The following is a 21,777-nucleotide window of genomic DNA, read 5'->3' on the forward strand; positions in this document are numbered from 1 at the left end:
AAGAGGCTAAACAAGCTGCAGAAGCTAAGGCTCACAGCGAATTGTTGACTGCCCTTGAAGGTATCGAAAAATCAACCATTGATGACATCAACAAGGATGCCACTATCACTGATAAGGAAGCGGCGATCAAAGCAGCTAAAGAAGTGATTGGCAAGGAAGCTATCTTGAAAGCTATCGAAGAAGGCGATATCGAAGCGTCCGACTTACTGGCAGATTTCTTGGCAGAAGACAGTGATAAAGTAACACCAGCCGAAGCAAAAACTCAATCTCAACTTTCAAGCCAAGACCAAGCCAAACTTGCTGCAGCAGATAAGGAAGCAGTAGAAGAAGCTAAGAAAGAAGAAGAGGCTAAACAAGCTGCAGAAGCTAAGGCTCACAGCGAATTGTTGACTGCCCTTGAAGGTATCGAAAAATCAACCATTGATGACATCAACAAGGATGCTACTATCACTGATAAGGAAGCAGCTATTAAGGCAGCTAAAGAAGTGATTGGCAAGGACGGCATCTTGAAAGCTATCGAAGATGGAGATATTGAAGCATCTGACTTATTAGATGATTTCTTGGCAGAAGACAGCGATCAGGTGACACCAGCCGAAGCAAAAACTCAATCTCAACTTTCAAGCCAAGATCAAGCAAAACTCACTGCAGCGGACAAGAAAGCAGCAGAAGAAAATAGTAATGCGAAAAAACTTGAGCTAAGTAAATTAGAAGAGCAAGTGGCTAAGATTAAAGCGCAATTATCAAGTTTACAAGTTTCTGGTGACAAGAATAGTCAAGTAAAAGACTTGCAACAAGCTTTAGTAGACTATGAGGATGCTATTAAGACTCTAAGTAGTGTCATGTCAGCTGTTCTTGAAATTGAAGACTTTAAAGGTGGGGTGAACGCAGTAGAAGCTGCAACTGCAGAGTTGCCAGAATACAACAAAGATGTAAATGCGGTAGAAGCTGCTGTAAATGAACTCCCAGCCTATGGCGAAAGTGGCACTCCAGCTGTAGCAAACGTTCCAGCCTATGGCGAAAGTGGCGTCCCAGCTGTAGCGAATGTTCCAGCCTATGGCGAAAGCGGAGCTCCAGCCGTAGCGAATGTCCCAGTCTATGCAGAAAGTGGTACTCCGACGGTGGCTAATATTCCAGCCTATGGCGAAAGTGGCACCCCAGCTGTAGCGAATATCCCAGTCTATGCAGAAAGCGGAGCCCCAGTCGTAGCAAATATTCCAGTTTATGCAGAAAGCGGAACCCCAGCCGTAGCAAATGTTCCAGCTTATGCAGAAAGCGGGGCTCCAGCTGTAGCGAATGTTCCAGCTTATGGCGAAAGTGGCGCCCCAGCCGTAGCAAATGTTCCAGCTTATGGCGAAAGTGGCGCCCCAGCCCTAGCAAATGTTCCAGTTTATGCAGAAAGCGGAGCTCCAGCTGTAGCGAATGTCCCAGCTTATGCAGAAAGCGGGGCTCCAGCCGTAAATGAAGTTCCAGTTTATGGCGAAAGTGGCGTCCCAGCTGTAGCGAATGTTCCAGTTTATGCAGAAACAGGTACTCCGGCAGTGGCTACTATTCCAGCCTATGCTGAAAAGATTGAACCTGCAGTAAATGAAGTTCCAGAATACACTGGCAGTGTAGCTCCTTTGGTTACAAACCCTACTCTTGGAACTGAACAAGATCGTACCTACAAAGCGCCTGCAGCAACGAATGAACAACTCCTTCCAAATACAGGAAGTCAAGATGCCTCAGCAGTCGCATCATTAGGATTTGTTGGTCTCCTTCTCGGTTTGCTACCATTTGCAAAGAGGAAATTGAACAAATAAACCGCATGAAATCAATAAAAGAAAAGGATTTGAATAGTCCTTTTCTTTTTTATGGTGAAATAGGGAGAAGTCCAAGTCTTTCGGCTCTTTCCGATGGTATTTTTCCTTGCTTTCCTTTATAATGGGTGTATGGACAAGAAAAAATTATTATTAATTGATGGATCTTCTGTTGCTTTTCGAGCTTTTTTTGCGCTTTATCAGCAGTTGGATCGGTTTAAAAATGCTAATGGCCTTCATACTAATGCAATCTACGGTTTTCAACTCATGTTGAACCATGTCTTAGAGCGGGTTGAGCCTAGTCATGTTTTGGTAGCCTTTGATGCAGGTAAGACGACTTTCCGGACAGAGATGTATGCAGACTACAAGGGTGGCCGTGCTAAAACTCCAGATGAGTTTCGTGAGCAATTTCCCTTCATTCGTGAGTTGTTAGACCACCTTGGGATTCGCCACTATGAGTTGGCCCAGTATGAAGCGGATGATATCATCGGGACCCTAGGTCGTTTGGCTGAGAAGGATTCTTTTGATGTGACAATCGTTAGCGGAGATAAGGATTTGATCCAGTTGACGGACGAGCATACGGTGGTCGAGATTTCCAAGAAAGGTGTGGCTGAGTTTGAGGCCTTTACGCCAGACTATCTTATGGAAAAGATGGGCCTCACACCAGCTCAGTTTATTGATCTTAAGGCTCTTATGGGGGATAAGTCTGATAATATCCCTGGAGTCACTAAGATTGGTGAAAAGACGGGTATCAAGCTCTTGCTGGAGCATGGTTCGCTTGAGGGTATTTATGAAAATATCGATGGGATGAAGGCTTCTAAGATGAAGGAAAATCTCATCAAAGACAAGGAACAGGCCTTTTTATCGAAAACACTGGCGACCATTGAAACTCAGGCACCAATTGAGATTGGACTAGACGATTTGGTCTATAATGGACCCGATGTGGAAAATCTCGGGAAATTCTACGATGAGATGGGCTTCAAACAGCTCAAGCAAGCTCTAAATGTGTCATCAACGGATGCGCCTGAGAGTTTGGATTTCGCCATCGTTGACCACGTTAGTCAAGACATGCTGAGTGCCGACTCTATCTTCCACTTTGAACTCTTTGGGGAAAACTACCATACAGATGATTTGGTTGGTTTTTCCTGGTCCTGTGGGGATAAACTTTACACTACAGATAAACTTGAGCTCTTGCAGGAGCCGATTCTCAAGGATTTTCTAGAAAAAACACCTCTGAAAGTGTATGACTTTAAAAAAGCGAAGGTTCTTTTAAATCGCTTGGGCTTGAACCTGCAGGCACCTGCTTTTGACAGCCGTTTGGCAAAATACTTACTCTCAACAGTCGAGAACAATGAAATTTCAACCATTGCGAATCTCTATGGTCAGACTTATCTGGCTGATGATGAGACTTTCTACGGTAAGGGGGTCAAGAAAGCTATCCCTGAGAGAGAGAAATTCTTGGAGCATTTGGCTCGCAAGGTTGCTGTATTGGTTGAGACGGAGCCTGTTTTACTTGAAAAACTCAGTGAACATGGGCAGTTAGATCTCCTCTATGACATGGAGCAACCTCTGGCTTTTGTCCTTGCCAAGATGGAAATTGCTGGTATCAAGGTCAAAAAAGAAACCCTGCTTGAGATGCAGGTTGAAAATGAGGTCGTCATTGAGCAGCTCAGTCAAGAGATTTATGAACTAGCTGGTGAGGAGTTTAATATCAACTCGCCTAAGCAGTTGGGCGTCCTTCTCTTTGAAAAACTCGGTCTTCCCCTAGAATACACTAAGAAAACCAAGACAGGTTACTCGACAGCCGTGGATGTGCTAGAGCGACTGGCTCCTATTGCACCAATCGTCAAGAAAATCCTCGATTACCGTCAAATTGCTAAGATTCAGTCTACCTATGTGATTGGTTTGCAAGACTGGATTTTGGATGATGGCAAGATCCACACGCGCTATGTGCAGGATTTGACTCAGACTGGGCGTTTGTCTAGTGTGGATCCAAACTTGCAAAATATCCCTGTTCGCTTGGAACAAGGCCGTCTCATTCGTAAGGCTTTTGTGCCTGAGTGGGAGGATAGTGTGCTGCTCAGCTCGGACTATTCACAGATTGAATTGCGCGTTTTGGCTCATATTTCTAAAGATGAGCACTTGATTAAGGCCTTTCAAGAGGGAGCTGACATCCATACTTCAACGGCCATGCGGGTCTTTGGCATTGAACGCCCTGAGGATGTGACTCCAAACGACCGTCGTAATGCCAAGGCGGTTAACTTTGGAGTGGTTTACGGGATTTCAGACTTTGGCTTGTCTAATAATCTGGGCATCAGCCGTAAGGAAGCAAAAGCCTACATTGACACTTACTTTGAACGCTTCCCAGGTATTAAAAACTACATGGATGAGGTGGTGCGTGAGGCGCGTGATAAGGGCTATGTGGAGACCCTATTCAAACGTCGTCGTGAGTTGCCAGATATTAATTCGCGCAACTTTAACATTCGTGGTTTTGCAGAGCGGACAGCTATCAACTCCCCTATCCAGGGTTCGGCAGCAGATATCCTCAAGATTGCTATGATCCAGCTAGACAAAGCTCTAGTTGAAGGTGGCTATCAGACCAAGATGCTGTTGCAAGTGCATGATGAAATCGTCCTTGAGGTTCCGAAATCGGAACTAGCAGCCGTTAAAGCTCTAGTGAAACAAACCATGGAAGAAGCCATTCAACTCAGTGTTCCCCTTATTGCAGATGAGAATGAAGGGGCAACCTGGTACGAGGCTAAATAAAAAAGCTATATAGAGTTTGAGGCACTTGCTTTCAAACTCTTTTTCATGTTTTTCTGTAAGCAGTTGCCTTGACATTTTTTTTGTTTTGCGCTATCATATGTCCATATAAGATATGGGAGTCTGTGTACAGTCTGAGAGGAAGTGTTAAACTTCGACCGCACCTGATCTGGGTAATGCCAGCGTAGGGAACGATACTTAGCCGAATTCTGCACCTTTTCCATATATGGAAGGGTTTTTCTTTTTGTCAAAGGGGAACCTGAGAAAAGGAGGTTTTTATGAAAGCAAGCATTGCCTTGCAAGTCTTGCCCCTATCACAGGGGATTGATCGAATTGCTATTATCGATCACGTGATTGCTTATCTGCAAGCTCAGTCCGTGACCATGGTAGTGACACCATTTGAAACGGTCTTGGAAGGGGAGTTTGATGAGCTCATGCGTATTCTCAAAGAAGCGCTAGAAGTGGCAGGGCAGGAGGCAGATAATGTCTTTGCCAATGTCAAAATAAATGTAGGAGAGATTTTAAGTATTGATGAGAAACTTGAAAAGTATACTGAGACGACACATTAGTCTATTGGGTTTTCTAGGAGTCTTGTCGGTTTGGCAGTTAGCAGGAATATTCAAACTTTTACCCAAGTTTATCCTGCCAACCCCTTTTGAAATTCTCCAGTCCTTTGTTCGTGACAGAGAATTTATCTGGCACCATAGCTGGGCGACCTTGAGAGTGGCTTTGCTAGGTCTAGTCTTGGGAGTCTTGATTGCCTGTCTCATGGCTGTACTTATGGATAGTTTGACTTGGCTCAATGACCTGATTTACCCTATGATGGTGGTTGTACAGACCATTCCGACCATTGCCATAGCTCCTATCCTGGTCTTGTGGCTAGGTTATGGGATTTTGCCCAAGATTGTCTTGATTATCTTGACGACAACCTTCCCTATCATCGTCAGCATTTTGGATGGTTTTAGGCATTGTGACAAGGATATGCTGACCTTATTTAGTCTGATGCGAGCGAATCCTTGGCAAATCCTGTGGCATTTTAAAATCCCGGTCAGTCTGCCTTACTTTTATGCAGGTCTGAGGGTTAGTGTCTCCTACGCCTTTATCACAACAGTGGTATCTGAGTGGTTGGGAGGTTTTGAAGGACTAGGTGTTTACATGATTCAGTCCAAGAAACTGTTTCAGTATGATACCATGTTTGCTATTATTATTCTGGTGTCGATTATCAGCCTTTTGGGTATGAAATTGGTTGATATTAGCGAAAAATATGTGATTAAATGGAAACGTCCCTAAGATAAGGATGTTTTAGAAAAAGAAAAGAGGAAATGAAAATGAAGAAAACATGGAAAGTGTTTTTAACGCTTGTAACGACTTTTGTAGCTGTCGTGTTGGTGGCTTGTGGCCAAGGGACTGCTTCTAAGGATAACAAAGAAGCAGAACTCAAGAAGATTGACTTTGTCCTAGACTGGACACCAAATACTAACCACACAGGGCTTTATGTTGCCAAGGAAAAAGGTTATTTCAAAGAAGCTGGAGTGGATGTTGATTTGAAATTGCCACCAGAAGAAAGCTCGTCTGACTTGGTGATCAATGGCAAGGCGCCATTTGCAGTGTACTTCCAAGACTACATGGCTAAAAAATTGGAAAAAGGGGCAGGAATTACTGCCGTTGCAGCTATCGTAGAGCATAATACATCAGGAATCATCTCTCGTAAATCTGACAATGTCAGCAGTCCAAAGGACTTAGTTGGGAAGAAATACGGAACTTGGAATGACCCGACTGAGCTTGCTATGTTGAAAACCTTGGTAGAATCACAAGGCGGAGACTTTGAGAAGGTCGAAAAAGTACCAAACAACGACTCAAACTCGATTACACCGATTGCCAATGGCGTCTTTGACACTGCTTGGATCTACTACGGTTGGGATGGTATCCTTGCCAAATCTCAAGGTGTAGATGCTAACTTTATGTACTTAAAAGACTATGTCAAGGAGTTTGACTACTACTCACCCGTTATCATCGCAAACAATGACTATCTAAAAGACAACAAGGAAGAAGCTCGTAAAATCATCCAAGCCATCAAAAAAGGCTACCAATATGCCATGGAACATCCAGAAGAGGCTGCAGATATCCTCATTAAGAACGCACCTGAACTCAAGGAAAAACGTGACTTTGTCATCGAATCGCAAAAATACTTGTCAAAAGAATACGCAAGTGACAAGGAAAAATGGGGACAATTTGATGCAGCTCGCTGGAATGCCTTCTACAAATGGGATAAAGAAAATGGTATCCTTAAAGAAGACTTGACAGATAAAGGCTTCACTAACGAATTTGTAAAATAATGACAGAAATTAGACTAGAACACGTCAGCTATGCCTATGGCGAGGAGAAGATTTTAGAAGATATCAACCTACAGGTGACTTCGGGTGAGGTGGTCTCTATTCTAGGTCCAAGTGGTGTAGGAAAGACCACCCTCTTTAACCTAATCGCTGGGATTTTAGAAGTCCAGTCTGGGCGAATTGTCCTTGATGGCGAGGAAAATCCTAAGGGGCGCGTGAGTTATATGTTACAAAAGGATCTCCTCTTGGAGCACAAGACGGTGCTCGACAATATCATCCTGCCGCTCTTGATTCAAAAGGTGGATAAGGCAGAGGCTATTGCCCGAGCGGATGAAATCCTTGCGACCTTCCAGTTGACAGCTATACGGAACAAATATCCTCATGAACTCAGCGGAGGGATGCGGCAACGTGTGGCCTTGCTGCGTACCTACCTTTTCGGGCACAAGCTCTTTCTCTTGGATGAGGCTTTCAGCGCCTTGGATGAAATGACTAAGATGGAGCTCCATGCTTGGTATCTGGAGATTCACAAGCAGTTGCAGCTAACTACCCTGATCATCACGCATAGTATCGAAGAGGCCCTCAATCTTAGCGACCGCATTTATATCTTGAAAAATCGCCCTGGGCAGATTGTCTCAGAAATTAAACTAGATTGGTCTGAAGGTGAGGACAAGGAAGTCCAAAAGATTGCCTACAAACGGCAAATATTAGCAGAATTAGGCTTAGATAAGTAGAAAAATAGGGAGTTGGTGAAGATTATCCTTTACCAGCGCCCTTTTTCTTTAAAAAAATCAAAAATTTCGGTATAATAGTCAAAGATAGTCAAGGTTCAAAGAAGGAGTTTGATTTACTATGAGATTTAAAAATACATCAGATCATATCGAAGCCTATATCAAGGCGATTTTAGACCAATCTGGTATCGTGGAATTGCAGCGGAGCCAGTTAGCTGATACCTTCCAGGTTGTGCCAAGTCAGATCAACTATGTCATCAAGACCCGCTTTACGGAAAGTAGAGGTTACTTGGTTGAGAGCAAGCGTGGTGGTGGAGGCTACATTCGCATAGGGCGGATTGAATTTTCCAGTCATCATGAGATGCTCCGCGATTTGCTTTACTCGATTGGTGAGCGAGTTAGTCAGGAGATCTATGAGGATATTCTCCAGCTTTTGGTGGAGCAGGACTTAATGACCAAGCAGGAGATGACCTTGCTAACTTCAGTAGCAACGGATCGTGTCCTAGGTGAAGAATCCTCAGTTGTTCGTGCCAATATGCTCCGACAGCTATTGCAAGAGGTAGATAGAAAAGAGAAGTAAGATGAACTATTCAAAAGCATTGAATGAATGTATCGAAAGTGCCTACATGGTTGCTGGCCATTTTGGAGCTCGTTATCTAGAGTCTTGGCATTTATTGATTGCCATGTCCAATCACAGTTATAGTGTGGCAGGGGCGACTTTAAATGATTATCCATATGAGATGGACCGTTTAGAAGAGGTTGCGTTGGAACTGACTGAAACGGACTATAGCCAAGACGAAACCTTTACAGAATTGCCCTTTTCCCATCGTTTGCAGGTTCTTTTTGATGAAGCCGAATATGTAGCGTCAGTGGTCCATGCTAAGGTGTTAGGGACAGAGCATGTCCTTTATGCGATTTTGCATGATGGCAATGCCTTGGCAACTCGTATCTTGGAGAGGGCTGGTTTTTCTTATGAAGACAAGAAAGATCAGGTCAAGATTGCTGCCCTACGTCGCAATCTAGAAGAACGTGCAGGCTGGACTAGAGAAGATCTCAAGGCTTTGCGTCAACGTCATCGCACAGTAACTGATAAGCAAAATTCCATGGCCAATATGATGGGCATGCCTCAAGCTCAAAGTGGAGGTCTAGAGGATTATACTCATGACCTAACGGAGCAAGCGCACTCTGGCAAGTTAGAGCCAGTCATCGGTCGAGACAAGGAAATCTCACGTATGATTCAAATCTTGAGCCGTAAAACCAAGAACAATCCTGTTTTGGTTGGAGATGCTGGTGTCGGGAAAACAGCTCTAGCACTTGGTCTTGCCCAGCGTATTGCTAGTGGGGATGTACCAGCTGAAATGGCCAAGATGCGTGTTCTAGAGCTTGATTTGATGAATGTCGTTGCAGGGACACGTTTCCGTGGTGACTTTGAAGAGCGTATGAACAACATCATCAAGGATATCGAGGAGGATGGCAAAGTAATCCTCTTTATCGATGAACTTCACACCATTATGGGTTCTGGTAGCGGTATTGACTCGACTCTGGATGCGGCCAATATCTTGAAGCCAGCCTTGGCTCGTGGAACTTTGAGAACGGTTGGTGCCACCACTCAGGAAGAATACCAGAAACACATCGAAAAAGATGCTGCCCTTTCTCGTCGGTTTGCCAAAGTGACGATTGAAGAGCCAAGTCTAGCTGACAGTATGACTATTTTGCAAGGTTTGAAGGCCACCTATGAGAAACACCACCGTGTGCAAATCACAGATGAAGCTGTTGAAACAGCTGTTAAGATGGCGCATCGTTACTTGACCAGTCGTCACTTACCAGACTCTGCCATCGATCTATTGGATGAAGCGGCAGCAACGGTGCAAAACAAATCCAAGCATGTGAAAGCAGACGAATCCGACTTGAGTCCAGCTGACAAGGCCTTGATGGATGGCAAGTGGAAACAAGCTGCCCAGTTAATCGCAAAAGAGCAGGAAGTCCCTGTCTATAAAGACTTGGTAACAGAATCTGAAATTTTGACGACCTTGAGTCGCTTGTCAGGGATTCCAGTCCAAAAACTGACTCAGACTGATGCCAAGAAATATCTGAACTTGGAAGCTGAATTACACAAACGTGTCATCGGTCAAGATCAAGCTGTTTCAAGTATTAGCCGTGCGATTCGCCGCAACCAGTCAGGAATTCGTAGTCACAAGCGTCCGATTGGTTCCTTTATGTTCCTAGGGCCGACAGGAGTCGGTAAGACCGAATTGGCAAAGGCTCTGGCAGAAGTCCTCTTTGATGACGAATCAGCTCTTATCCGCTTTGATATGAGTGAGTATATGGAGAAATTTGCGGCTAGCCGTCTCAATGGAGCTCCTCCGGGCTATGTGGGCTACGAAGAAGGTGGGGAGTTGACTGAGAAGGTTCGCAACAAACCTTACTCCGTTCTCCTCTTTGACGAGGTAGAGAAGGCCCACCCAGATATCTTTAATGTTCTCTTGCAGGTTCTGGACGACGGTGTCTTGACAGATAGCAAGGGACGCAAGGTGGACTTTTCAAATACCATTATCATCATGACGTCAAACCTTGGTGCGACAGCTCTTCGTGATGACAAGACGGTCGGCTTTGGGGCCAAGGATATTCGTTTTGACCAGGAAAATATGGAAAAACGAATCTTTGAAGAGTTGAAAAAAGCTTATCGACCAGAGTTTATTAACCGTATTGATGAAAAGGTGGTCTTCCATAGCTTAGATAGCAAACACATGCAAGAAATTGTTAAGATTATGGTGAAACCATTGATTGCTAGCCTGGCAGAGAAGGGTATCGACTTGAAACTGCAAGCTTCGGCATTGAAGTTGCTAGCTAGTCACGGTTACAATCCAGAAATGGGAGCTCGCCCACTTCGCAGAACACTGCAAACAGAAGTGGAAGACAAGTTGGCAGAACTCCTCCTTAAGGGGGAACTGGTAGCAGGGAAGACCCTTAAGATTGGTGTCAAAGCTGGTCAATTAAAATTTGATATTGCTTAAAAATGGAGAATCAGGAGCAATCCTGATTTTTTTGTATTTATTTTTATAAAACCAAAGGAAATAAGTTGACAATATGTAAATATTGGTTATAATAAGAATAAATAGATATTAAGATTTGTATAGAATGAAAAAGAGCAGAGTTTCCTGAAATTTCCACCATTTCAATAGAGCCCTGTTTCTTTTTTTGCGTATGAAATGAAAATAATGTAAACCTAGCAAAAGAGTGAATTTTAGATAGGTTAAGAAGGGAAATAGATGAACATTTTAGTTGTAGATGATGAGGATATGATTAGAGAGGGGGTAGCTGCTTTTTTGAGAGAAGAAGGCTATCATGTTATTCTAGCAAAGGATGGGCAGGAGGCTTTGGAGAAATTTCATGAGTTCCCTATTCATCTGATGGTCTTGGATCTGATGTTACCGAAGCGGAGTGGATTTGAGGTGTTAAAAGAAATTAATGGAAATCATGATATTCCTGTAATCGTCTTAAGTGCGCTCGGAGATGAAGAAACTCAGATGCAGGTATTTGACCTTTATGCTGATGATCATGTAACAAAACCATTTTCACTGGTGCTCCTAGTCAAACGGATTCAAGCCTTGCTTAGGCGTTACTATGTTGTGGAGGATATTTGGCATTATCAAGATGTGACAGTGGATTTCACATCCTACCAAGCTCGAGTCAAGAACGAGGAGGTTGCAATTAAGCCGAAAGAATTGTTGGTTTTAAAATGTTTGATCCAACATAAGAACCAGGTCTTGAGTAGAGAGCAGATACTCGAGTCTATCTCAAATGATTTTGCAGATTTGCCTCTTGATAGAGTAGTTGATGTTTACATTCGAAATCTTCGTAAGAAGTTGGATCTGGATTGTATTGTAACAGTGAAAAATGCCGGATATAAAATTAGCTTATGATAAAAAACACTAAATTATTAACTAAATCATTTTTAAGAAGTTTTTCGCTTTTAGGTGCAATTGCTTTGGTCATCCACATTGCCATCTATCTGACCTTTCCTTTTTATTACATTCAGCAAGAGGGTGAGAAGTTTAATGAGAGTGCGACTATTATGAGCAGGTACTTAGAAGGTAAAAATTTTCATGAACTGCCTAGTTTGCTGGAGTCCTATTCGAAATCTCTTCGCATCTCTGCCCATTTGAAAGATGACGTACTGGATAAGAGAATTTCCCTTGTGCACGACTTGGAAATAAAGGAAGGCAGTCCCACTAACTATATCGTAACGATTGACCGTCAGATTACGACAGCTGATGGTAAAAAGGTAACCATTCAATTTATTCAAGGTGTGGATATTTATAAAGAGGCAACACGGATTATGCTTCTCTATCTCCCTTATACCTTTTTAGCAACGCTTGTATTTGCCTTTCTCTTTTCCTACTTCTATACGAAACGTTTATTGGAGCCTCTCTTTTATATCTCAAAAGTTACAGGTAAGATGCAGGAGTTGGATCATGATATTCGCTTTGATGAAACGCGAAAGGATGAAGTTGGGGAAGTTGGAAAGCAAATCAATGATGTGTATGAAAACTTGCTGGCAGTCATTGATGAATCTGAGAGAAGAAATGAACGGATTATCAGGTTGCAAAAGCAGAAAGTTTCTTTTGTTCGTGGAGCGTCACATGAGTTGAAAACCCCTTTAGCCAGTCTTCGAATTATTCTAGAGAATATGCAGTACAATATTGGGGATTATAAAGACCACCCTAAGTATATAGCAAAGAGTATCGATCAAATTGATCAAATGAGTCACTTGCTTGAAGAAGTTTTGGAGTCCTCTAAGTTCCAAGAGTGGACAGAGTGTAGCGAGACCTTGATAGTCCAGACTGTTTTGACGGATGTTTTATCTCGCTATCAGGAATTAGCACGCTCAAGAGGAATAGAAATTGAAAATCAATTGACAGATGATACCAGGGTCGTCATGAGCCTCAAGGCATTGGATAAGGTTTTGACAAACCTGATTAGTAATGCGATTAAATATTCAGATAAAAATGGGCGCGTAATCCTATCCGAGCAAGATGGCTATCTTTCTATCAAAAATACCTGCCAACCTCTTAATCAAGAAGAGTTGAATCATTTGTTTGATATTTTTTACCACTCTCAAGTTGTTACAGACAAGTCTGAAGGGTCTGGTTTAGGACTCTATATCGTGAATAACATCCTAGAAAGTTATCAAATGTCTTATAGTTTTCTCCCTTATGAACAGGGAATGGAATTTAAAATTTACTTGCAAGCAGATTAGTTGTATAAAGTAACAGAACGGAAATCTCTCCGTTCTTTTTTGTTAAAGTTCACATAGGTTTAACATGAGAATATTATTTTAAATATAGAAAAAAGAAAGGATACTGGTATGGTATTAGCGATTATTTTAGTAACCTTCCTCGTTCGATTGATTTTTTTAAAACGTTCGATGGAGAATGAAAAACGAATCCTTAGCAATGGCGGGAAAGAATTTGGAGTTGAGAATACAAAACGATTAACGATGGCTCATATTGTTTTTTATCTCTCTTGCTTCGTTGAAGCAATGGTGCACAAGACAAATTTTGATGGCATGAGCATAGTTGGTTTAGTTTTGCTTATTTTTTCCATGTTGATGTTATTGCTGGTCATTCACTTGTTGGGAGATATTTGGACAGTTAAGCTAATGCTTGTCAATAATCACAAATATGTAGATCATCCTCTCTTTCGAATTGTGAAACATCCCAATTACTTTTTAAATATTCTCCCTGAGCTAGTTGGTTTAGCTTTGGTGAGTCATGCTTACGTAACTTTTATCTTTATTTTTCCTGTCTATGCGGTTATTCTTTATCAAAGAATAGCAGAAGAAGAGAAATTACTGCAAGAAGTTATCATTCCTAATGGAAGAATGAAAGGATAGCGAAAATAATATAGCAAATTTCATATACAATTCATATTGGCAGGATATACTGTAGTTAATTAAAATCGTGGAGGATATAGATATGTTTAAATCAAATCATGAACGAAGAATGCGTTATTCCATTCGTAAATTTAGTGTAGGAGTAGCTAGTGTACTAGTAGCTTTCTTTATGGGGAGTGTTGCTCATGCTGGTGAGATGAGCTCGAGTGCACCCACAAATAGTGCTAAGGTCACTGAACAAACTTCATCTAAGGATAAGGCAGGAGAAAACAAAGAAACTTCTTCTGAAAATAATAAAAAAACAGAACCAGCTAGAGAAACTTTGAAAGATGCAAAAGAAAAATTAATAAAAGAGCTAGCGGAAAGTGACCTTCCTACAGATAAAAAAGCAGCATATCAGCGGAAAATCGAACAGGCGAATGATACAGGAAGCTTGCTTTCGATAGATAATGATTTTCACCTAGACTTACTAAAACATCATGAAAAGCAGCATATGGAACAAGAAAGGAAGGAAAAAGAAAATCAATCGAAAGATGAAAACAAGGTAGTTCCTCCGACTAAGGAGAGCTCGGAACAGTCTCAAGATACTTCTACAAAAGAGAACACAGGTGCGGTCGCTGAAATTCAAAAACGTTTAAAAGAAGAAATCAGAAAGGGTACTCTACCAACTGAGCGGAAAGATTCCCTGATAAAAGAGATTGAGGGAGAAGATGACCGTGATAATCTAGAAACTTTGGAGAATAGTTATAGAGAGCTGGAAGATACTTTCAAAAAAATCAATGAAGAACTCGACCATCAAAAGAAATTGATTAGCGATATGGCAACTACAAAAGGTATCACCGAAGAGGATAAAAGTTCTTTAGTAGGCGAAATCAATAAAATCAAAGAGCGAGTTGTAAATGATTTTAAGAACGAGTCGGATAAACCGCTCCAAACGATTAAACAAGAAGTTATTGCTGATCTAGGTAAGTTATTCAAATCTTACAAAGCTTACGTTGAAAAAGAAATTCAAAACTACGTCAATGAACAAGTGGACGAAAACATAAAGGAGAAAAAACTAAACAAAGAAGAAGCAAACGAGGATGCCACAATCAAACAGTTACGCGAGTTGGAAAAAAAGGCGCTTCAGCAACTCGATCAGGCCGCGAAAAACGAAGAGGTGCTGAAGGCTAAACACAGTCTTCTTGATGAGATTGCAAGACTCAAAACATCTAATGGCAATAAAGAGACAACGAAACCGAGAGACAAACGAAGTGCTAAGGAGACTGATCAGCAAGATTTGGCTAAACAAATTTCAGAAGCTAATCTATCGCTTTCTAATCACATGAGTGAGCTGTTGGATAGAACTAAAAAAGATTTGAAATCTGAGGATGAGTCTAAATTTTATGAATTAATTAAAAATGCCTTAGGAATTGTAAATAAATATAGATCAGAGCTTTCTAAAGCTCAAACAAAAGAGGAACTAGATCGGATTCTAGGAACAGCGAAGTCAGAGCTAAATGCTGCTGTGGAGGAATTCAAAAAAGGGTTAACGAAACCAACTGAGCCTCAAAGAAAGCCTGATATGGAAGGCCATATTCCTCCAACTAAAGATAGGAAATCTCAGACACCGACTGAAGAAACGAAAGAGATAGAATCCTTGAAGAATAAGGCTAAGGAAGAGCTAAAAAAACTAGAGCAAGCTTTGGCTGAAGTGAATAACTATCCAGAGTTACCAGAAAATAACAGTGATTATAAGGTGCAGAAAAAAGATATTTGGGAGGATTCTAAAAAGATTGCTCCTGATAAAATAAAAGCATTTAGAGAACAGTTAGAAAAAGGTTCATACACTGCCAAAACTCTCCAAACGTTTATAGATGACTTTATCTATTATCAAATCCATGCACAAATCGAAAAGATGACAAGACAAGTCGCTTTGTATCGAGAGAAATACGCGAAAATTCCTAGTTTAGAAAAAGAATTTGAATCAGGTATCAAGCAAACATGGAATAAGAATTATGCTACCTTAGAAGGGAAATATCTAGCGGATTACTTTAAGAACGAATTTCTTCCATTCTTTAATAAGATTCAGCAGATTGTGGAACTTCAGAAGACTATCAGTCAGCTTGAAGAAGAAATGAAGACGGTTCCAGATGGAGCTAAGTTAACAGGAGAAGCTGGTTCTGCTTATGAAAAGGTCAGAAATCGCGCAAGCGAAATCATTAAACAAGGGAAAGAGCTTCTAGAACAAGCAAATATTACAGAAAAGCAGCTAGATACTCAGATAGGAGAGCTTCAGAAGAGCTTATCTGAATTGAAGGTAGCGAAGGCCAACTTAGTGCCAAAGAAAGAAGATAAGAAAGAAATTCCAAAACCAGATATGCAACCAAGCCCTCAACCAGAAGGCAAGAAACCACACACGCCGGCACAACCCGGTACTGAGGATAAGAAGCCATCTACTCCAAAACCAGATATGCAACCAAGTCCTCAACCGGAAGGTAAAAAACCGCAAACACCGGCGCAACCCGGTACTGAGGATAAGAAGCCATCTACTCCAAAACCAGATATGCAACCAAGTCCTCAACCAGAAGACAAGAAACCACATACACCGGCACAACCAAAGACACATAAAATCTTTACAGCAGCAGATGGCAAGACGAAAGTCTCAGTAATATTTGATAAACCTACAGATGCTGATAAGTTACATCTCAAGGAAGTAACGACGAAAGAGTTGGCTGATAAAATTGCTCGTAAAACAGGAGGGGGAACAGTTCGTGTGTTTGACTTATCTCTTTCTAAAGGAGGCAAGAAAACTCATGTCAATGGAGAACGAACTGTTCGGCTCGCGCTTGGGCAGACTGGCTCAGATGTTCAGGTCTATCACGTAAAGGAAAATGGCGACCTTGAGCGTATTCCTTCTAAAGTTGAAAATGGGCAAGTTGTTTTTAAAACGAACCACTTCAGTTTGTTTGCGATTAAGACACTTTCTAAGAATCAAAATGTCACTACACCTAAGCAGACTAAGCCGTCTATCCAAGATAGTCAAACACAGATAGGAGAGAGCCAAACTGGAAAATTCCAGAATAAAGAAGTTAATCATAAACCACTGGCTACTGGAAATAAAACAGTGGCAAAAGGAAATTCTACATCAGCAACTGAGAAGAAATTGCCATCTACAGGAGTAGCGTCTAATCTAGTTCTTGAGATCATTGGTCTCCTTGGTTTGATTGGAACTTCATTCATCGCGATGAAAAGAAGAAAATAATGATTCAGTTTTTTAAAAATATCCACTTTCGATATTTAGCATTTGATTGGTTAACCATTGAAGATTCCAAAGATTTTACTTATAATTGGTATCTAATAATGATAAGTCATTTCATATAGAGATGAATCTAAGATATAAAAAGAGAAGGCTAGTGAACCGCAAAAGTTAGATTTTTTATGTCCAACTTTTGAGGGGCAGTATAAAGATGGCCTTCTCTTTTTTTGTTACCTTTTTATACAAAGTAATAAAAGACTATTGACAAAACAAAAATATAGTATATAATAAAAACACAGAAAACAAAAATATTAAAAACTATAAAAAGGTAAAGCGTTTATGAAAAAGAAAACAGCAGTGGTATTTGGGACCTTTGCCCCTCTCCATCAAGGGCATATCGATCTGATCCAGCGAGCGAAGCGTCAGTGTGACCAGGTCTGGGTAGTCGTTTCAGGCTACGAGGGAGACCGAGGTGAGCAGGTAGGTTTAAGTCTTCAAAAAAGATTTCGCTATATCCGAGAGGCTTTTCGTGATGACGAGTTGACCTTTGTCTGCAAGTTAGATGAAACCAAGCTTCCTCGTTACCCTATGGGCTGGCAGGAGTGGTTGGACCAGATGTTAGCGGAGATTTCCTATGATGAAACCAAGCAAGAACTGATCTTTTTTGTGGGAGAAGAAGAATACCAGCAAGAATTAGCTAAACGTGGTTTTGAGACCGTTTTGCAAGAAAGAAAGTTTGGTATCTCAGCGACTATGATTCGAGAAAATCCAAGCAAATATTGGAAATACATCGCTCAACCCTTCCGTCGTCAGTTTACCAAGAAAGTCTTGATCATGGGAAGTGCCAGTAATGGGAAGACCACTCTAGCCAAGGATTTGGCAAGGTATTACGATGCGCCCGTTAGTCTGGAATACGCGCGTGAGTACCAGATCAAAAACAATGTCCGCGACGATGAATTGACTCCAAAGGATTATTATTATCTCCTTTTAGGGCAGTATGACCAGACCTCAAAACTAATCGATAGCAATGCTAATCGAGGCCTAGTGATAGCCGATACCAATTCATTGGTAACCAAGGGTTACTATGACTATTACATGGAGACAGAGGACCAAGGGGACTTATCAGGAGAAACCTTTGACAATCTCTTTGCCTCCATCTTGGCCAAGGAAAAATGGGACTTGATTCTCTTTGTGCAACCTGTGGGTTCCTATGTCAATGACGGATTTAGAGATATGACCATGGCAGAAGACCACATTCGCTACAGTTTTTCCCAGCATTTGGACCAGATGAGGGAGAGATACTTAACGACCATTCCTTTAGTTTATCTAGCAGAGGATTATCTAGGCAATTATGAAGCAGCAAAAGTGGCTATTGATTCCATTTACCAAGCAGATTAGGAGAAAATGATGAAAACAGTAACTGAAAAAATCACACAATTTATCGAAAACTTTAAAAATGTCCATGCTGAAGCCCGCAAGATCGGTTTTGTAGGAATCATGCGCCTGCTCTGGAAAGATCTCTTTGTCGGCCGTAGCCTTTTCCAGTGGTTGTATCTCATCGCCCTGTCAAGTATTCCCTTGATCTTGGAATTCACTCAAAATACGGAAAGTCATGACTGGCTGAGCTTGTTTGCATCCTGGACTGGGATTGTCTGTGTTATCTTGGTAGCAGAAGGGCGTGCAAGCAATTATCTCTTTGGGGCTATTAACTCAGCAATCTACTTGATCTTGGCCATGAATGCGACTTTTTATGGAGAAGTTTTGACGACTGTTTACTTCTTTGTCATGCAGCCGATTGGTCTCTATGCTTGGTTGTCCAATCGTATCAATGAACAGGAAAAACCAGAAGAATCCCACTTTGAAGCTAAGAAATTATCTGTTCTTGACTGGCTCAAGTACTTGGTCTTGACTGCCATTGTCTGGATTGGTATGGGCTTGGCTTATCAAAGTATCAATAGCGCTCGTCCTTTCCGTGATAGTGTTACCGATGCGACCAATGGTGTTGGTCAGCTCTTGATGACACGTCTCTACCGTGAGCAATGGATTTTCTGGATTGCAACCAATCTCTTTAGTATTTATCTCTGGTGGGGTGAAAATATCCACATCCAAGGGATGTACTGGGTTTACACACTCAATAGTCTAGTGGGTTGGTACCAATGGACTAAGGCAGTTCGAAAGGAGGCATAAGATGGCAGACATAAAGATTCCAGCCGGGATGACGGAAAAAGAATATTATGAAATCCATGCCAGTCAGGAGGAGTTTTTAGACTGGTACTACAAGCAGGAACTCCCTCAATATGAAAAACCAAGTGTGACAGTGGATATGGTAGCCTACTGCTTTGTCGAAGGAAAAATCAAGCTCTTGCTAATCCGTCGCAAGGCCCACCCTTATCAGAACTGTTTAGCCTTGGTCGGAGGCTTTATGGATAAGGGAGAGGATGCTGCGCATGCCTGTCAACGCGAGGTGAGAGAAGAAGTCAATCTCGATCTACCTTTGGAGAAAATCGAGCAATTGATGACGGTATCGACCCCCGGGCGTGACCCCCGGGGCTGGACAGTGACCATTGCCCACTTAGTGTACCTACTTAGTCGTGCCTTAGACCTCGTTCAGGCAGGTGACGATGCCAAGGATGTGGTTTTTGTAGATGTCGATTTTCAGACAGGCAAATGCTACCTAGATGGAGTCGAGCTGGAGGAGCAAGCCTTCGCCTTTGACCATTATGGCATTATCCAAGAATCCATCAAACGAATCCAAGGCCGTCTCGACTGGAATCCGACCTTCCTCTATCTGCTGGAGGAGGAGTTCACTGTCTACGAGGGGACTGAACTGGTCAATCTCATCAACCCTGGTCGCCCAATCGTCAGCAATAACTTTCTCGTAAAATACGGCGAATATGTAGAAGAAGTGGGACTCAAACGAGTACCCAAAAAGAAACCAAGAAAAACCTATCGATTGAAATAAAAAGTGAGGTCGGGACAAAGTTCCCGACCTCTTTATTTATCATCATTTTTTATGAATGGTTATCTTTCTTAGGATTACTCAACATGTGAGTAAAGAAGTCTTTATATCGATACTTGAGATAGTTCTCATGTAAAAATAACAAAGCGATATAAACAATCATAAAGATTACAGTCAGATAGAAGACATCAAATGCAGTTCGCGCATAGTAAGTGGCTGATTGATAAGAGCCAATTGCTCCCAAAATCAACCAAGGAAGATACTTGTAATACTTATTTAGCATAAGAGCATACCTCCTATATTCTATTTCAATGTTATTATATTCCTTTGTCTAACACAATGCAAGCGATTACACAAGAGCGATGTAAAAAAATGACTCTAATCTAAGAAATTTTCTATTTTTTCGTTTCAATTACGAATAGAAATAGTAGAGAGAAATTTTTTAAAATAGTTTCTCTAAATAGTTGACAGATTCAAGGTCTAATGTTACAATCATATTACAAAAAGATTTCTTAACATTTCAAAAATGTTACAAAGGAGTAGAAAAATGAAAAAGAAAACCTATATCAAATTGATGGCAGCGACTGTGTTGGCTTCTACCTTGCTACTAGCAGCTTGTGGAAATAAAAACGAAACCACTCAAACTAGTAGCTCTGCAAAGACAAGTCAATCATCAAGCTCTAAAGCAGCTTCTTCTAGCAAAGAAAGCAAGACTCAAAAATCTTCAAGCTCAGCTTCATCTGAAAAGGCCCAGGCATCTTCTGGTCAGTCTTCTACAGCGGCGGATCAGTCACAAGCGAAACCAGCGCCTGAATCAAGACAAGAACAAGCAGCCCCTAGTCAGCAAGCTCCATCTCAGGCACCTTCAACTCAGCAAGGCTCTCAAGCCCAGTCTAACCAGTCAGGCTATGATCCAACAACTGACCGCAAACTTCAAGACAAGCAAGCAGAACACAACAAACGTTACAAGGGTGTTTTAACCATGGCCGATGGTGATTTCTCAGCAGCTGCAGGCAACTGGAAGGGAGCGAATGGCGAAACTATTACGGTTTCATCAGGGGGCCAATTTACAGTAGAAACTGCAGAAGGAAATAAAGAAAACTACTCTATTAGAGGCTACTCTTACACTCTTGATGATGGCAAGTATAATGCTAAAATCGGAGGAGGAAAAATCATCCAAATTACAACAGGTGCGGATGGTAAAGTTTCAAGCGTTGCCTTGATTCAATAATAAAATTTTGTGTTTTAACTCTTACTAGAAATCGTTCTGTAAAAGAGTGAGTCAACTGTTTTTCACTTAGTTTCTCCAAGAGAAAGTGGTATAATAAAAAAATCAAAGGAAAACGAGTGATAATACATGGCGGATAAATTAATCTTACCTCAAAACACACGACTGATGGGAGTATTTCTTGGATTTGTAGGTGGTTCTTTGGATGTGTTTTGCCATATTCAATACCATAGTTTGGTAGCGACACAGACAGGGAATATTCTCCTACTGATATCTGATTGGCACGACTCAAATGTTATCAATACGATGCTACGATTCTGCTCCATTATTTTCTTTTCTCTAGGATTTCTGTTTGCATTGCACATGAAAGAATACCGTAAAACGGCCTACTGGCGGGTTAAGATGCTGCTTCCTTTATTTATTGGAACTCTTATTCTACCTTTCTTTTCACGATTTCCTCTATTAGAAGTTCCTTTCATCGCTTTTGGAACAGGAATGATGATGCTAACATTTACGGGCAGTTTGATTGAAGATCATCCCTATGTCATTTTTATGACGTCTGGAAATTACCGAAAGATGTTGACCGCTTTGTATCGCATTGCTAGAAGAGAAGGAAATATCCAAGAATATCGTCGTCAGGCCTTAAATTATGGGATTGTTGTGGGAAGTTTCATAGTGGGCGCAATCAGCTTGGCTGTATTGATGCATTTTCTTCATGAATGGTCTATATGGATTGTCAGCCTCAATTTGTTTTTGATTATGTCCTACTATATAGCTAGAGTGAAGCAGTTAGATTTACAAGATGAAAACATATAAAAAACGGCAAGACTCATTTT

The 21,777-nt window shown here is 41.4% G+C and carries 18 protein-coding genes; 17 read left to right on the forward strand and 1 reads right to left on the reverse strand.

The features are described 5' to 3' along the window. The 15 genes from ATE37_RS02730 to ATE37_RS02800 all read left to right on the forward strand — a co-directional run. A partial coding sequence (locus ATE37_RS02730) for an SIALI-17 repeat-containing surface protein (RefSeq protein WP_142995852.1) occupies positions 1–1,799 on the forward strand: 1,799 nt, incomplete at its 5' end. A gap of 129 nt (positions 1,800–1,928) precedes the next feature. Beyond that, positions 1,929–4,562 carry a DNA polymerase I gene (gene polA / locus ATE37_RS02735; RefSeq protein ID WP_084867930.1) on the forward strand — a complete coding sequence of 878 codons (2,634 nt, stop codon included), beginning with the start codon at positions 1,929–1,931 and terminating at the stop codon, positions 4,560–4,562. Between the two features lie 275 nt (positions 4,563–4,837). Beyond that, entirely contained in the window at positions 4,838–5,128 is a 291-nt protein-coding gene (locus ATE37_RS02740) for a thiamine-binding protein (RefSeq protein WP_084867645.1), read from the forward strand. Then, positions 5,091–5,849, forward strand: a complete 759-nt coding sequence (locus ATE37_RS02745; protein ID WP_180382751.1) for an ABC transporter permease — start codon at positions 5,091–5,093, stop codon at positions 5,847–5,849. The genes ATE37_RS02740 and ATE37_RS02745 overlap by 38 nt, the downstream gene beginning before the upstream one ends. Positions 5,850–5,887: 38 nt before the next feature. Then, positions 5,888–6,895 carry an ABC transporter substrate-binding protein gene (locus ATE37_RS02750; protein ID WP_084867648.1) on the forward strand — a complete coding sequence of 336 codons (1,008 nt, stop codon included), beginning with the start codon at positions 5,888–5,890 and terminating at the stop codon, positions 6,893–6,895. Further along, positions 6,895–7,623 carry an ABC transporter ATP-binding protein gene (locus tag ATE37_RS02755; protein WP_084867649.1) on the forward strand — a complete coding sequence of 243 codons (729 nt, stop codon included), beginning with the start codon at positions 6,895–6,897 and terminating at the stop codon, positions 7,621–7,623. Before ATE37_RS02750 ends, ATE37_RS02755 begins: the two co-directional genes overlap by 1 nt. 118 nt (positions 7,624–7,741) lie before the next feature. After that, entirely contained in the window at positions 7,742–8,200 is a 459-nt protein-coding gene (locus ATE37_RS02760) for a CtsR family transcriptional regulator (RefSeq protein ID WP_001211263.1), read from the forward strand. Between the two features lies 1 nt (position 8,201). Further along, positions 8,202–10,634 carry an ATP-dependent Clp protease ATP-binding subunit gene (locus ATE37_RS02765; protein WP_084867650.1) on the forward strand — a complete coding sequence of 811 codons (2,433 nt, stop codon included), beginning with the start codon at positions 8,202–8,204 and terminating at the stop codon, positions 10,632–10,634. Positions 10,635–10,889: 255 nt separating this feature from the next. Next, a complete protein-coding gene (bgrR, locus tag ATE37_RS02770) occupies positions 10,890–11,543 on the forward strand; it encodes a response regulator transcription factor BgrR (protein ID WP_001024193.1) in 654 nt (217 codons plus the stop codon). Next, positions 11,540–12,880 carry a sensor histidine kinase BgrS gene (gene bgrS / locus ATE37_RS02775; protein ID WP_084867652.1) on the forward strand — a complete coding sequence of 447 codons (1,341 nt, stop codon included), beginning with the start codon at positions 11,540–11,542 and terminating at the stop codon, positions 12,878–12,880. Before bgrR ends, bgrS begins: the two co-directional genes overlap by 4 nt. Positions 12,881–12,988: 108 nt before the next feature. Then, positions 12,989–13,516 (forward strand): isoprenylcysteine carboxyl methyltransferase family protein, encoded by a 528-nt coding sequence (locus ATE37_RS02780; RefSeq protein WP_033584714.1) that lies wholly within the window; start codon positions 12,989–12,991, stop codon positions 13,514–13,516. An 82-nt stretch (positions 13,517–13,598) separates the two neighbouring features. After that, entirely contained in the window at positions 13,599–16,760 is a 3,162-nt protein-coding gene (locus tag ATE37_RS02785) for a GAG-binding domain-containing protein (RefSeq protein WP_084867654.1), read from the forward strand. 333 nt (positions 16,761–17,093) lie between these two features. Then, positions 17,094–18,152 carry an AAA family ATPase gene (locus ATE37_RS02790; protein ID WP_084867655.1) on the forward strand — a complete coding sequence of 353 codons (1,059 nt, stop codon included), beginning with the start codon at positions 17,094–17,096 and terminating at the stop codon, positions 18,150–18,152. A 9-nt stretch (positions 18,153–18,161) separates the two neighbouring features. Next, a complete protein-coding gene (gene pnuC, locus ATE37_RS02795; protein WP_084867657.1) occupies positions 18,162–18,941 on the forward strand; it encodes a nicotinamide riboside transporter PnuC in 780 nt (259 codons plus the stop codon). 1 nt (position 18,942) lies between these two features. Continuing rightward, a complete protein-coding gene (locus ATE37_RS02800; protein ID WP_084867658.1) occupies positions 18,943–19,716 on the forward strand; it encodes an NUDIX domain-containing protein in 774 nt (257 codons plus the stop codon). Positions 19,717–19,765: 49 nt separating this feature from the next. Here ATE37_RS02800 and ATE37_RS02805 read toward each other — a convergent pair whose 3' ends face one another. Then, positions 19,766–19,996 (reverse strand): hypothetical protein, encoded by a 231-nt coding sequence (locus ATE37_RS02805; protein ID WP_084867660.1) that lies wholly within the window; start codon positions 19,994–19,996, stop codon positions 19,766–19,768. A 264-nt stretch (positions 19,997–20,260) separates the two neighbouring features. On the opposite strand from ATE37_RS02805, the gene ATE37_RS02810 reads away from it, so the two are divergent. Together ATE37_RS02810 and ATE37_RS02815 are read left to right on the forward strand one after the other, a co-directional pair. Then, the gene (locus tag ATE37_RS02810; RefSeq protein ID WP_084867661.1) at positions 20,261–20,944 is read left to right on the forward strand and encodes a hypothetical protein; all 684 of its coding nucleotides are present in this window, start codon (positions 20,261–20,263) and stop codon (positions 20,942–20,944) included. A 126-nt stretch (positions 20,945–21,070) separates the two neighbouring features. Next, the gene (locus ATE37_RS02815) at positions 21,071–21,757 is read left to right on the forward strand and encodes a YoaK family protein (RefSeq protein ID WP_000764008.1); all 687 of its coding nucleotides are present in this window, start codon (positions 21,071–21,073) and stop codon (positions 21,755–21,757) included. Positions 21,758–21,777: the final 20 nt, after the last annotated feature.

This window comes from Streptococcus oralis subsp. tigurinus (assembly GCF_002093575.1).
Classification (GTDB): domain Bacteria; phylum Bacillota; class Bacilli; order Lactobacillales; family Streptococcaceae; genus Streptococcus; species Streptococcus oralis_CH.

Coding starts and splice junctions, on each gene's coding strand:
- ATE37_RS02750 (WP_084867648.1), top strand. CDS start 5,888: ATGAAGAAAACATGGAAAGTGTTTTTAACGCTTGTAACGACTTTTGTA.
- ATE37_RS02760 (WP_001211263.1), top strand. CDS start 7,742: ATGAGATTTAAAAATACATCAGATCATATCGAAGCCTATATCAAGGCG.
- pnuC (WP_084867657.1), top strand. CDS start 18,162: ATGAAAACAGTAACTGAAAAAATCACACAATTTATCGAAAACTTTAAA.
- ATE37_RS02810 (WP_084867661.1), top strand. CDS start 20,261: ATGAAAAAGAAAACCTATATCAAATTGATGGCAGCGACTGTGTTGGCT.
- bgrR (WP_001024193.1), top strand. CDS start 10,890: ATGAACATTTTAGTTGTAGATGATGAGGATATGATTAGAGAGGGGGTA.
- ATE37_RS02805 (WP_084867660.1), bottom strand. CDS start 19,996: ATGCTAAATAAGTATTACAAGTATCTTCCTTGGTTGATTTTGGGAGCA.
- bgrS (WP_084867652.1), top strand. CDS start 11,540: ATGATAAAAAACACTAAATTATTAACTAAATCATTTTTAAGAAGTTTT.
- ATE37_RS02780 (WP_033584714.1), top strand. CDS start 12,989: ATGGTATTAGCGATTATTTTAGTAACCTTCCTCGTTCGATTGATTTTT.
- ATE37_RS02755 (WP_084867649.1), top strand. CDS start 6,895: ATGACAGAAATTAGACTAGAACACGTCAGCTATGCCTATGGCGAGGAG.
- ATE37_RS02790 (WP_084867655.1), top strand. CDS start 17,094: ATGAAAAAGAAAACAGCAGTGGTATTTGGGACCTTTGCCCCTCTCCAT.
- polA (WP_084867930.1), top strand. CDS start 1,929: ATGGACAAGAAAAAATTATTATTAATTGATGGATCTTCTGTTGCTTTT.
- ATE37_RS02740 (WP_084867645.1), top strand. CDS start 4,838: ATGAAAGCAAGCATTGCCTTGCAAGTCTTGCCCCTATCACAGGGGATT.
- ATE37_RS02765 (WP_084867650.1), top strand. CDS start 8,202: ATGAACTATTCAAAAGCATTGAATGAATGTATCGAAAGTGCCTACATG.
- ATE37_RS02785 (WP_084867654.1), top strand. CDS start 13,599: ATGTTTAAATCAAATCATGAACGAAGAATGCGTTATTCCATTCGTAAA.
- ATE37_RS02745 (WP_180382751.1), top strand. CDS start 5,091: ATGAGAAACTTGAAAAGTATACTGAGACGACACATTAGTCTATTGGGT.
- ATE37_RS02800 (WP_084867658.1), top strand. CDS start 18,943: ATGGCAGACATAAAGATTCCAGCCGGGATGACGGAAAAAGAATATTAT.
- ATE37_RS02815 (WP_000764008.1), top strand. CDS start 21,071: ATGGCGGATAAATTAATCTTACCTCAAAACACACGACTGATGGGAGTA.